Source organism: Metabacillus halosaccharovorans, assembly GCF_002019635.1.
GTDB classification, from domain to species: domain Bacteria; phylum Bacillota; class Bacilli; order Bacillales; family Bacillaceae; genus Metabacillus; species Metabacillus halosaccharovorans.
Map to the genome: position 1 here is coordinate 2,084,220 of NZ_KV917371.1, position 12,928 is coordinate 2,097,147.

Below are 12,928 nucleotides of genomic sequence, written 5' to 3' on the forward strand. Positions count from 1 at the left end.
AAAATGTTAGGCTTTTTATTTTCTGAAAAAGCATGTATAAAGTTTGTCCTTTTTGGCATATCTTCTAATAATCACATAAAAAAGTAGAAAAGATTATTGGAGGTAGCTATGATTAGGTGGCTAAAAACCGTAAAGGATATGATCAAAGTTTTTGTCCTTTTTACTGGATTTACGATTTTGTTCTATTATGCTATTATTTGGGTGAACTTAGAATATCAACAAATGCATCGTTATGATCAACCGGAAGGTGCAGCATTGAAGGTAACAAAAATGATGAAGAATGAGGAAGAAAGCTGGTTAAACAGATTGATTTTCTTTATTGATAACGGGGAGTAGACAAATTTGAAGGATCAAATAAAAGATTTTATCCATTACCTAATCGTAGAAAGAGGATTATCAAACAACACAATTGTTTCCTATGAGCGAGATTTGAAAAGCTATCAAAAGCATTTAAATGAAGTCCAAAAAATTGTTTCTTTTAATGATGTATCCCGTCTTCATATCATTCAATTTTTAAAATTTTTAAAAGAATCCGGGAAATCGAGCAAAACGATTGCCAGGCATACAGCATCTATTCGTAACTTTCACCAATTTTTGTTGAGAGAAAAGCAGGCAGACCAAGATCCATCCGTGTTAATTGAATCACCGCAACTAGAAAGAAATTTACCTAAAGTTCTTTCGCTTCAGGAGGTAGAACAGCTCCTTGAAACTCCAAAAACAACAACTCCTTTTGGCTTACGGGATAAAGCCATGTTAGAGCTCCTGTATGCAACAGGCATACGTGTAAGTGAGATGATTAATTTGAATTTAACAGATGCTCACCTGACAATGGGCTTTATTCGTTGCTATGGAAAAGGGAACAAGGAAAGAATTGTTCCTATAGGCAGAACTGCGACAGATGCGATTATGAATTATGTTGAAGGTAGCCGCTCAAAGCTAATGAATAAAAAGGAACCAACAGAAGCCTTATTTATCAACCATCATGGTAAGAGAATAACAAGGCAGGGTTTTTGGAAAAATTTAAAGAAAATTGCCCTTGAGGCCAACATAAAAAATGAAATAACCCCTCATACGCTAAGGCACTCATTTGCCACACATTTACTTGAAAATGGAGCAGACTTACGAGCAGTTCAAGAGATGCTTGGACATTCTGATATATCTACCACTCAAATATATACACATGTAACAAAATCAAGACTTAAGGATGTTTACAATCAATTTCATCCTCGTGCATAAAAGCATCTCCAGGAGGGAGGTGCTTTTTTTAGTGTGCCAGGCATGGCAACTATCTAGGTGGTGAAAGTCCACTGTGGGGGTACACATCGACCAACCACTAAGGAAGCGCAAGGTACTTATCGTGAGATAAGGGCTGGAGGAAGCGTGGAATAAAATCTTGGCTCGACGAACAGAAATCTGATACTAAGGCTTTACAAAGGGATAAGACTCCTAAACAAGTTAAAGTCCAAAAGATGTACGTAACTTTGTAAAGTAGATCAGGCGAGTAAAAGAGGAAAGATGGTTGTCTTACCCTGGGAGATCTTGCGGATGTACAAAAGGTACAGTCGAAAAAGGTTAGTCGCAAGAAGTCAGCAGAAGCCATAGTAGTGAAGTAATTTCATGAAGGGCTGAACAATTTATAGTGTTTCAACACCACGAATGCGCAAGTGACATACTCCGAATGTGTTAATGGTGAAAGTATGGGCGTACCTCAAAGGATAACCAAAATGGAGCTATCACTTACTACGTGAGAGGAAAGGAGAAACGAGTGTGGAACTTTTAGAACAAATTCTAAGTAATCAAAATATGAATGAAGCCTACTTGCGTGTATATAAAAACAAAGGTGCTAGTGGGGTCGATGGAATAACGGTCGATGAACTGAAACAATATCTGAGAGAGAACAAGGATGAGCTACGTCAGCGCATCAGAACAAGAAAGTACCAACCACAAGCTGCCTTAAGAGTGGAGATCCCAAAAGAAAATGGTAAGATGCGCAAATTGGGAATACCAACAGTAGTGGATAGGGTAGTTCAACAAGCCATTCATCAAGTTCTCAGTCCAATATTTGAAAAGCAATTCAGTGAATTCAGTTATGGCTTTAGACCAAAAAGAAGTTGTGAGATGGCAATTATTAAAAGCTTGGAATTTCTAAATGACGGATACGATTGGATTGTGGATATTGACCTTGAAAGATTTTTCGATACAGTCCATCACGATAAACTCATGCGGATCATCTCTAATACAATAGATGATGGAGATGTCATTTCCCTTATAAGGAAATATCTTGTCAGTGGAGTTATGGAGAATGGAAGATATGAAGAAACACCAGTTGGAACTCCGCAAGGAGGAAACCTAAGCCCACTGCTGAGTAATATTATGTTGAACCAACTGGATAAGGAGCTAGAAAGTAGAGGACTTCAATTCGTGAGATACGCTGATGATGCCCTAATCTTCGTGAAGAGTGAGAAAGCAGCGAATAGAGTGATGGAATCAATCGTGAGATTTATAGAAAATAAATTAGGGTTAATAGTGAATGGAGAAAAGAGTAAAATCTCCCGTCCAAAAGATTTGAAATTCTTAGGATTTGGATATTATTACGATTTTAAGAATGAGAAATACCAAGTAAAACCCCATTCAACGTCAATACAAAAATTTCAAAGGAAGCTTCGAAAATTAACAAAGCGAAATTGGAGTGTTTCGCTAGGCTACCGAACCTTAAAACTAAAACAAGTCATACTTGGGTGGGTTAACTACTTTAGAATCTCGAATATGAAAAAAGCAATGACTGAGATAGATAAGAAGCTTCGCTCCAGAATTAGAGTCATCATCTGGAAGCAATGGAAGGTATCGAAGAAACGAATCAAATCGCTTATCCAATTAGGAATCCCTGAGGAAGAGGCGAAGGGATTAACCTTCTGTCGAAGAGGTTATCGATACATCGGATTATCGAAAGTTGTTCAAAGAGCAATCTCAAATAAAAGACTAAAGCAGAGGGGACTTCCCTCTGCTTTAGATCATTATCTAAAAGTACACACTGTAATATAAATTGAACCGCCGTATACGGAACCGTACGTACGGTGGTGTGAGAGGGGCGAAAATAATTAAATTATTTTTCCCTCTACTCGATCTATTTGAAAGTATAAAAACTAAGGGCTTCGCCATTAGGGCTTGGCGATAAGCCATGTTTTTCTAATATTAAAATAAGAGAATGATAGAGGAGTTAAGTTGTCAATATACTTTAATAAAGTATATAATGGAAATGGAATAGTTGTCAGACTTCTGACAAGTCCCTCTTATAGAATGGAATGTTATGATAAATGGAAAAGTATATTAAGGTATGAAGTAAAGGAGGACATTAATGGTATGGAGAAATATACATATAAGCGAGTATTTTTAATCGTATTAGACTCTGTAGGAATTGGTGAAGCACCCGATGCAGAAAAGTTCAACGATTTAGGTGCGGATACAATAGGACATATTGCTGAACATATGGGCGGCTTAAACATGCCGAATATGGCGAAATTAGGTTTAAGTCACATTCGCGAAATTAAAGGAATACCAAAACAACCTCATCCACTTGCTTTTTATACAAAAATGCAAGAAGCATCAAATGGTAAAGATACCATGACAGGACACTGGGAAATAATGGGTCTGAATATAGAGCAGCCATTTCAAGTATTCCCGGAAGGATTTCCAGATGATTTAATAAAAGAGTTAGAGGAAAAGTCAGGAAGAAAAATTATTGGAAACAAGCCTGCTTCTGGAACTGAAATCTTAGATGAACTAGGTGAAGAACATATGAAGACAGGTAGTCTCATTGTTTATACTTCAGCTGACTCCGTTCTACAGATTGCAGCACATGAAGAAATTGTCCCTCTTGATGAATTATATAAAATCTGTGAATTGGCAAGAGAGATGACGATGAATGATAAATATATGGTTGGACGAATTATTGCAAGACCATTCCTTGGAAATCCAGGTGAATTTACTCGTACAGCCAACCGCCATGATTATGCTCTAAAACCTTTTGATCGAACTGTAATGAATGAACTAAAAGACAGTGAATTCGATGTGATTTCAATTGGGAAGATTGCTGATATTTATGATGGAGAAGGAATTACTCAATCCTTACGTACAAAATCTAATATGGATGGTATGGACAAGTTAAATGAAACGTTAGATATGGAATTTACTGGATTAAGCTTTTTGAACTTAGTTGATTTTGATGCCCTTTTTGGCCATAGGAGGGATCCAAAAGGATATGGTAAAGCTCTTGAAGAATATGACGAAAGGTTATCAGAAGTATTAGATAAATTAAAGAAAGACGATCTGCTAATTATTACGGCTGATCATGGAAATGACCCGGTACATCATGGTACTGACCACACAAGAGAATATGTACCATTGTTAGTCTATAGCCCAAATTTTACCGAAGGAAAAGAACTTCCGTTAAGAGAAACGTTTGCTGATGTAGGGGCAACGATTGCTGATAACTTCAAAGTAAAACTGCCTGCATATGGCAAAAGCTTTCTGTCTGAGTTGAAATAGGAGGAGATACATAGTGAATATCGAAAAAATTAGAGAAGCAGCTAATTACTTAAAAGAAAAATACAATGATACGCCAAGCATAGGTTTAATTTTAGGCTCTGGTTTAGGTGTGCTGGCAGATGAAATTGAAAGCCCTGTAAAAATTCCATACAACGAGATTCCTAATTTTCCTGTGTCAACTGTTGAAGGGCATGCAGGCCAGCTCGTTTTTGGCCAATTAAAAGGTGTAAAAGTAGTAGCCATGCAAGGAAGATTTCACTTCTATGAAGGCTATAGCTTAGAGAAAGTAACTGCACCGGTTCGTGTTATGAAGGAATTAGGGGTTAATACATTAATCGTGACAAATGCTGCGGGAGGAGTCAACAAAACATTTGAAGCAGGAGATCTAATGCTAATAAGTGATCACATTAATAATATGGGCACAAACCCATTGATTGGTCCTAATGTTTCGGAATTTGGTGCCCGATTCCCGGATATGTCTGAGAGCTATGATCGTACTTTAAGAGAATTAGCGAAAAGTGTTGCAAGTGAGTTAAATATTAAATTGCAGGAAGGAGTCTATGTTGGAAATACAGGCCCATCATATGAAACTCCGGCTGAAGTACGTGCTCTCCGAATTATTGGAGGTGACGCAGTAGGTATGTCTACAGTTCCAGAAGTAATTGTAGCAAGACATGCCGGATTAAAAGTATTGGGTATTTCATGTATTTCAAACATGGCTGCAGGAATTCTCGATCAGCCTCTATCACATGATGAAGTAATAGAAACAACAGAGAAAGTCCGTGCTAACTTTTTGAACTTGGTGAAAAGTATTGTAGAAAAAATCAACTCCTAATCTGAATAAAAAGGTGATATGCAATGAGAATGGTTGATCTAATTGAAAAAAAACGTGATGGAAAAGAACTAACAAAGGAAGAAATCCATTATATTATAAAAGGCTACACCTCAGGAGACATACCTGATTATCAAATGAGTGCTTTTACAATGGCAATCTATTTTCAAGGAATGACAGATCATGAACGGGCTGAACTTACAATGGCGATGGTACATTCCGGAGATACCATTGATTTAAGTGAAGTAGAGGGTATTAAAGTTGATAAACATAGTACAGGAGGTGTGGGTGATACAACTACCCTTGTACTAGGTCCGTTGGTAGCAGCAGTAGGCGTACCGGTAGCAAAAATGTCAGGAAGAGGACTTGGACATACCGGTGGAACAATTGATAAGCTTGAATCAGTACCAGGATTTCATGTTGAGATTGAAAACAAACAATTTATTGAATTAGTGAACAAAAATAAAATTGCTGTTATTGGTCAAAGCGGGAATCTTACTCCTGCGGATAAAAGCTTATATGCATTGCGAGATGTAACCGCTACAGTAAACAGTATACCTCTCATAGCAAGCTCTATTATGAGTAAAAAAATTGCTGCAGGAGCAGATGCTATTGTTCTTGACGTCAAGACAGGTGCAGGTGCTTTTATGAAAGATCTTGATGACTCAAAAGAATTAGCAAAGGCAATGGTCGATATCGGAAACTTAGTTGGCCGCAGAACAATGGCCATCATCTCTGATATGAGTCAACCACTCGGATTTGCAATCGGCAATGCGTTAGAAGTAAAAGAAGCAATCGATACTTTAAGCGGCAAAGGTCCAAAAGACTTAGAAGAACTTTGCTTATCACTTGGAAGCTATATGGTACTCTTGGCTGAAAAAGCTCAGTCTTTAGAAGAAGCCAGATCTATGCTTATTGAAGTTATGAACAATGGCAAAGCGAGAGCGGCAATGAAAACGTTCCTTGAGGCCCAGGGTGGAGATGGATCAGTTGTAGATAAACCTGAAACGCTGCCACAAGCAACATATAAAATTGAACTTGAAGCAAAACAAGATGGCTATTTATCTGAAATGATTGCAGACTCAATTGGAACAGCCGCCATGCTACTAGGGGCAGGACGCGCAACAAAAGAATCCCAAATTGACCTGGCCGTCGGGCTTGTCTTAAACAAGAAAATTGGCGATACAGTTAAAAAGGGTGAATCCTTAGTGACAATCCATAGTAATCGCGAAAATGTAGAAGATGTAAAAGAAAAGCTTTATGCAAGTATTTCAATTAGTGACCAAAAGGTAGAAGCACCGAAATTAATTTATGCAACTGTTGAATAGTTACTAGGAGACCACAGCCGGAGGCTGTGGTTTTTTAGTTGGATATTGCATAGAAAAGAGAAGTGACGCAAACAAAGGCTACGACTTCATATAAATTACTTTCTTCACTAAATCTCAACTCCTCTGGAACTACGAGTAATACCACTTATTGTATTGAAATGTAAGCAACCTCAAAAAATTCTTCCAACCCTTGTATATTTTCCCTCCTACTGGAAAAAATGGAAAGTATAAAGAATGGAGGGCTTATGAAATGAAACGAGTGATATCGTGTTTAACGCTTATAACAATGCTGCTTTCTGTAACACCAATGGCTTTAGCTAAAGAATCAACAACTGTCGAGCTTGCAGATAAAGCGAAGTCTGCTGTTTTAATTGAACGGGATACCGGAACCATTTTGTATGATAAAAACAGTGATGAAAAACTTCCTCCAGCAAGTATGACAAAAATAATGACAATGCTTCTTATTATGGAAGCGCTAGATAAAGGACAAATTAAATGGGATGAAAAGGTCCGTACAAGTGAATATGCTGCTTCAATGGGAGGATCACAAATCTTTCTTGAGCCTGGAGAAGAAATGACTGTGGAGCAAATGCTAAAAGGAATTGCAATTGGATCAGGTAATGATGCTTCCGTTGCAATGGCTGAAAAAATCGCAGGATCTGCTGATGAATTCGTCAATATGATGAATAAAAAAGTAGAAGAACTTGAATTGAAAAATACACATTTCAAAAACCCAACAGGTTTACCGGAACCAGATCATTATAGTTCAGCTCATGATATGGCTTTAATGGCGAAAGAATTATTAAAATATGAAGAAATTACGAACTTTACTGGTAAATATGAAGACTATTTACGTGAAGGAACAGATAAAAAATTCTGGCTTGTGAACACAAATCGGCTTGTAAAGTTTTATCCTGGAGTAGATGGAGTGAAAACAGGCTTTACAAATGAAGCGAAATATTGTTTAACAGCAACTGCAAAAAAAGACAATATGCGTGTTATCGCAGTAGTATTTGGAGCAGATACTCCTAAAGATCGTAATGCACAAGTTACAAAAATGCTTGACTATGCGTTTAGTCAATATCAAACACATCCTTTATTCGAAAAAGATCATGTGTTATCACAATTGAAAGTTAGCAAAGGCAGTGAAAAAGAAGTAAATCTTATGACGTCAGAGCCTATTTCTGTTTTAACGAAAAAAGGTGAAAAGGTCGATGATGTGACACAAGAAATTTTAATGAAAAATGATATTAAAGCTCCTGTGAATAAAGGAGATGAGCTTGGAACTCTCCAATTAAAGAAAGACGGCAAATTGATTGCAGAGAGTAAACTTGTTGCAGAAAAGGATATTGACGAGGCGAGCTGGTGGACAATGTTTAAGAGAGTAATGGGCGACTTTACAAAGGCTGGCTAATGTTGACGAAATACCACTAGTTTTGTCATCGGGCAGGAAAATCAAAGTTCAATCAAGAATTGACTCTTTATCCAGAATTTAAGGAGGGGTAAAAACCTTGAGTCTAGCGATTGAACTTGATGTGAAAGAATCTGTACTTTGTATAAGACTCTCAGGTGAACTTGATCATCATGCAGCAGAAGAATTACGTACAAAAGTGACAGACACTTTAGCTGCAAATCAAATTCAGCATATTGTATTAAATCTTGGACAACTATCGTTTATGGATAGTTCAGGATTGGGTGTTATCTTAGGAAGATATAAACAAATTAAAGCAACCGGTGGAGAAATGGTTGTATGTGCAATTTCTCCGGCAGTCAAACGATTATTTGATATGTCAGGTTTATTTAAAATTATTCGATTAGAAGAGAATGAGCACAAAGCGCTCCAGACTTTGGGGGTGGCATCATGAAAAACGAAATGAACCTTCAATTTTCAGCGCTAAGTCAAAATGAATCATTTGCAAGGGTTACAGTAGCTGCTTTTATTACTCAGTTAGATCCGACAATGGATGAATTAACAGAGATTAAAACGGTGGTTTCGGAGGCAGTTACAAATGCCATTATCCACGGATATGATAATGATCCAAATGGTATTGTGTATATTTCTGTCACGTTAGAGGATGAAATGGTTCAATTAACAATCCGTGACGAAGGAATGGGGATTGTTGATGTTGAAGAGGCAAGACAGCCTCTCTATACAACAAAGCCTGAACTAGAAAGATCCGGGATGGGGTTTACGATCATGGAGAACTTCATGGATGAAATTTCAGTTGAGTCCTCTGAATCAAATGGAACAACTGTTAGACTGGTAAAACACTTATCGAAAAGTAAAGCTTTATGCAATTAAAGGGAGACTTGCTATGGATGTGGAGGTCAAGAACGATCAATCGAATACACAGTTAAAGGATCATGAAGTTAAGGAATTAATTCGTCGTAGTCAAGAAGGTGACCAAGAAGCACGAGATTTAATTATCCAAAAAAACATGAGATTAGTATGGTCTGTTGTCCAGCGTTTTTTAAATCGTGGATACGAACCTGATGACTTATTTCAAATTGGCAGTATCGGATTACTAAAATCTGTTGATAAATTTGATTTATCTTATGATGTTAGATTTTCGACGTATGCTGTACCGATGATTATTGGTGAAATTCAACGTTTTATTCGCGATGATGGTACAGTAAAAGTGAGCCGTTCCTTAAAGGAACTAGGAAATAAAATCAGACGGGCACGAGATGAATTATCTAAAACAATGGGAAAAGTACCAACGGTTGCTGAAATAGCCTCCTACCTAGATATTGCTCCTGAAGATGTTGTACTTGCACAGGAAGCTGTAAGAGCACCTTCATCTATCCATGAAACTGTTTATGAAAATGATGGAGATCCCATTACATTACTAGATCAAATAGCTGACAATACGGAAACAAAATGGTTTGATAAAATTGTATTGAAGGACGCCATTCGAGATTTAGATGAGCGAGAGAGACTTATTGTGTTCCTGAGATATTATAAAGATCAAACACAGTCAGAGGTAGCTGATCGGCTCGGAATCTCTCAAGTGCAAGTATCCAGACTTGAGAAAAAGATCTTGCAGCAAATGAAAGACAAAATGAATCAAATATAAAGAGGAAGAATAATTGATTATCACTCCATTTTCATTTTTGGAGGATAATGAGTATTCTTCTTTTTTTTTGTACTTTTTCAACCGCTTTTTCTCCTTTAAAAACCAATGGTAATTGTTGGACTTTCTTACAGGACTGCATGATTAAAATTAAGGCAATGCATACTACATATACAATCAAATGTTTTACTTGTTTCAAGGAGTAATGTAAAGGAAAGGTTTCAACAATCACAATCATTAGGAAGTGAACCTTGATGGATAAGACGGTATATATCAGACTTCGTCACCGAATTCAAGTACATCCTAACGATGTCATTACTATTGGAAAAATTGCACTCATCGTAGGCGATAAGGAGTTGACAGATAAACTAAAGAAAATTGTCATTCATAAAGTCCAATTAAGGGATAAAAATATGGTTGTTATCGATATTATGCATGTCTTAAAGGAAATAAGAAAATTTGATCGCCAAGTTGATATTCAGGCATTGGGATCAAACCAGACCATTGTTGAAATTATGTACAAAAAGAAGAAACTATCACCTTTATTATTTTGTATCGTCTGGCTTTTGCTCTTTATTGGAGCCGGGTTGGCGATTATGAATTTCCACGAAGATGTGAGCATGCAGGCTGTCCACCAACGTATATACAAGATTGTAACAGGAAGAGAGAATGACCAGCCGCTAATCCTGCAGATACCTTATTCACTAGGTCTCGGATTAGGAATGATATTGTTTTTCAATCACTTATTTAAAAAGAGAATTAATGAAGAACCAAGTCCCTTAGAGGTAGAAATATTTAATTATCAACTTGATTTAGATCAGTATGTTGCGATGAATGAAAATAAAGAAAATATAAATACAAATGATCATGATAATAAATAGTCTCATTCTCATTATAATCGGATTATCCGGGGGACTAGTTGTCGGTTCAGGCTTTGTAGCATTTTTGGCTGTTTTAGGGATTATTCCCAGACTAACACAGTTAACAAAGACCTATCAGTTTATCCATGTCTATGAGTGGGCAATTATATTAGGCACTGTTTTGGTAGGTTGGGCTAGTTTAAGAAATAGTTTGTTGTTTCAATCAGAGCTTTGGTTAATTCCAATTGGTCTTTTTTGTGGAATATTTATAGGAATGTTGGCGGCAGCCCTTACAGAAGTATTAAATGTTTTCCCTATTCTTGCTAAAAGGGTCGGGCTTGGTGAAAAGATTCTGGTTTTGTTAATGGCTATTGTGTTTGGTAAGATTGCCGGTTCATTATTTCATTGGATGTATTTTGTGAATCATTAAGGAGGTCTGAATGAATATGGCGAAAATGAAAGAAGATTATAAGAATAAAATTAAAGATTATCAACCAAAGCCACCATATTTTATTAATTGCCTAAAGGCGTTTTTAATAGGTGGATTTATTTGTTTATGTGGCCAAGGAATTCAAAATTTTTATATGAATGTTTTTCACTTTTCAGAAAAAGATGCAGGAAATCCGACTGTTGCCACGTTGATTTTAATATCTGCTTTATTAACAGGGTTTGGTATCTATGATAAGCTTGGACAATTTGCAGGAGCAGGATCTGCTGTACCTGTTACAGGGTTTGCTAACTCAATGACAAGTGCAGCAATTGAGCATAGAAGTGAAGGTGTTGTATTAGGAGTTGCAACCAATATGTTCAAGTTAGCAGGAAGTGTCATCGTTTTTGGTGTTGTGGCTGCCTATATCGTCGGAATGATTCGCTATTTTTATGGACTAGCATTTTAAGGTGGGGTGGAAAAATTGAAACTAACTGGAAAGCAAACATGGCAATTTGAGAATCCTTTATTTGTCCATTCAAGTGGAACCGCTGTTGGTCCAAAAGAAGCAGATGGACCACTTGGCCAGTATTTTGATATAAAGCATAAAGAACTTCACTGTGGTGAAGATAACTGGGAACTAGCAGAACGAAGGTTAATGGAGCAGGCAGTTGAGCAATGTCTTACAAAAGGAAATAAAACAATAGATGAAATTGATTTATTTTTAGCAGGAGATTTGCTGAATCAAAATGTAACGGCAAATTATGTAGCAAGACATCTCAGTCTTCCCTTTCTATGTATGTTTGGTGCTTGTTCAACATCAATGGAAACAGTCGCAATGGGATCAGCTTTAGTTGATGGAGGCTTTGCTAGTCAAGTAATTGCTGCAACAAGTAGTCATAATGCCACAGCAGAGAGACAGTTTCGCTATCCAACGGAATACGGTGGGCAAAAGCCTGATACTGCAACCTTTACTGTAACTGGTTCAGGTGCAGTACTAATTAATAAAGAAGTAAGTAATATTAAAATTACCTCTGCGACAATTGGAAAAGTAGCAGATTTAGGGATTAAGGATCCGTTCGATATGGGTTCTGCCATGGCACCGGCAGCAGCGGATACCATTGCACAACATTTAAAAGATTTAAATAGAACTCCAGATGATTATGACCTTTTTTTAACAGGAGATCTATCCGGTGTTGGCAGTCCAATTGTAAAAGAGTTATTAAAGGAAGAAGGCTACGATGTTCATGATAAGCATAATGATTGCGGCTTAATGGTCTATCGCCCGGATCAAAAAGTATTTGCTGGTGGTAGTGGATGCGGTTGTTCTGCTGTCGTAACATATTCACATATCTTTAACGAACTTAATGCAGGTAATTTAAAGCGAGTTTTTGTTGTAGCAACGGGTGCATTACTTAGCCCAACAATGATTCAACAGAAAGAATCGATTCCAACAATAGCACATGGAGTTGTTTTCGAAAGAGCGGATGGAGGAGTGAATAGCTAATGGAATATTTATTAGCATTCGTTGTCGGAGGAGCTATTTGTGTAATAGGTCAAATCCTTTTAGATGTATTTAAACTAACCCCGGCTCATGTCATGAGTTCCTTTGTAGTATCAGGGGCAATATTAGATGGATTTGGACTTTATGATAAATTAATAAAGTTTGCCGGAGCGGGGGCAACTGTACCTATTACTAGTTTTGGACACTCCCTTCTACATGGAGCAATGGAACAGGCTAAGGAGCATGGATTTATTGGAATTGGAATTGGAATATTTGAATTAACTTCAGCAGGTATTTCAGCAGCAATTTTATTTGCATTCCTTATGGCACTTATCTTTAAACCGAAAGGATAGGTTAC

At 37.1% G+C, this 12,928-nt stretch carries 15 protein-coding genes; all 15 read left to right on the forward strand.

The window, feature by feature from the left end; genetic code table 11:
- Positions 1-108: 108 nt before the first annotated feature.
- The 15 genes from BK577_RS09780 to spoVAE all read left to right on the forward strand — a co-directional run bounded on the left by BK577_RS09780 (position 109) and on the right by spoVAE (position 12,923).
- Positions 109-336 (forward strand): YqzK family protein, encoded by a 228-nt coding sequence (locus BK577_RS09780; protein ID WP_078432715.1) that lies wholly within the window; start codon positions 109-111, stop codon positions 334-336.
- 6 nt (positions 337-342) lie between these two features.
- Positions 343-1,236, forward strand: a complete 894-nt coding sequence (gene xerD, locus BK577_RS09785) for a site-specific tyrosine recombinase XerD (protein ID WP_078432716.1) — start codon at positions 343-345, stop codon at positions 1,234-1,236.
- 531 nt (positions 1,237-1,767) lie between these two features.
- Positions 1,768-3,042 (forward strand): group II intron reverse transcriptase/maturase, encoded by a 1,275-nt coding sequence (gene ltrA / locus BK577_RS09790; RefSeq protein WP_078432717.1) that lies wholly within the window; start codon positions 1,768-1,770, stop codon positions 3,040-3,042.
- Positions 3,043-3,360: 318 nt separating this feature from the next.
- Positions 3,361-4,545: a phosphopentomutase gene (gene deoB, locus BK577_RS09795; RefSeq protein ID WP_078432718.1), complete on the forward strand. Its 1,185-nt coding sequence runs from the start codon at positions 3,361-3,363 to the stop codon at positions 4,543-4,545.
- Positions 4,546-4,558: 13 nt separating this feature from the next.
- Positions 4,559-5,380, forward strand: a complete 822-nt coding sequence (locus BK577_RS09800; RefSeq protein ID WP_078432719.1) for a purine-nucleoside phosphorylase — start codon at positions 4,559-4,561, stop codon at positions 5,378-5,380.
- Between the two features lie 23 nt (positions 5,381-5,403).
- Positions 5,404-6,705 carry a pyrimidine-nucleoside phosphorylase gene (locus BK577_RS09805; RefSeq protein WP_078432720.1) on the forward strand — a complete coding sequence of 434 codons (1,302 nt, stop codon included), beginning with the start codon at positions 5,404-5,406 and terminating at the stop codon, positions 6,703-6,705.
- A gap of 250 nt (positions 6,706-6,955) precedes the next feature.
- The gene (locus BK577_RS09810) at positions 6,956-8,119 is read left to right on the forward strand and encodes a D-alanyl-D-alanine carboxypeptidase family protein (RefSeq protein ID WP_078432721.1); all 1,164 of its coding nucleotides are present in this window, start codon (positions 6,956-6,958) and stop codon (positions 8,117-8,119) included.
- Between the two features lie 97 nt (positions 8,120-8,216).
- On the forward strand, positions 8,217-8,570 hold the full coding sequence (gene spoIIAA / locus BK577_RS09815) for an anti-sigma F factor antagonist (protein WP_026558930.1): 354 nt from the start codon (positions 8,217-8,219) through the stop codon (positions 8,568-8,570).
- Complete coding sequence (spoIIAB, locus tag BK577_RS09820; RefSeq protein WP_078432722.1) at positions 8,567-9,007, forward strand: anti-sigma F factor; 441 nt, start codon at positions 8,567-8,569, stop codon at positions 9,005-9,007. Before spoIIAA ends, spoIIAB begins: the two co-directional genes overlap by 4 nt.
- Positions 9,008-9,020: 13 nt before the next feature.
- Positions 9,021-9,782 (forward strand): RNA polymerase sporulation sigma factor SigF, encoded by a 762-nt coding sequence (gene sigF / locus BK577_RS09825; protein ID WP_078432723.1) that lies wholly within the window; start codon positions 9,021-9,023, stop codon positions 9,780-9,782.
- A 251-nt stretch (positions 9,783-10,033) separates the two neighbouring features.
- Positions 10,034-10,660, forward strand: coding sequence for a stage V sporulation protein AA (locus BK577_RS09835; protein WP_078432725.1), 627 nt, complete (start codon positions 10,034-10,036; stop codon positions 10,658-10,660).
- Positions 10,647-11,069: a stage V sporulation protein AB gene (locus BK577_RS09840; protein WP_078433526.1), complete on the forward strand. Its 423-nt coding sequence runs from the start codon at positions 10,647-10,649 to the stop codon at positions 11,067-11,069. Before BK577_RS09835 ends, BK577_RS09840 begins: the two co-directional genes overlap by 14 nt.
- A 16-nt stretch (positions 11,070-11,085) precedes the next feature.
- Positions 11,086-11,535, forward strand: a complete 450-nt coding sequence (gene spoVAC / locus BK577_RS09845; RefSeq protein WP_026558935.1) for a stage V sporulation protein AC — start codon at positions 11,086-11,088, stop codon at positions 11,533-11,535.
- A gap of 15 nt (positions 11,536-11,550) precedes the next feature.
- Positions 11,551-12,573: a stage V sporulation protein AD gene (gene spoVAD, locus BK577_RS09850; protein WP_078432726.1), complete on the forward strand. Its 1,023-nt coding sequence runs from the start codon at positions 11,551-11,553 to the stop codon at positions 12,571-12,573.
- Positions 12,573-12,923 (forward strand): stage V sporulation protein AE, encoded by a 351-nt coding sequence (gene spoVAE / locus BK577_RS09855; protein ID WP_078432727.1) that lies wholly within the window; start codon positions 12,573-12,575, stop codon positions 12,921-12,923. Before spoVAD ends, spoVAE begins: the two co-directional genes overlap by 1 nt.
- Positions 12,924-12,928: the final 5 nt, after the last annotated feature.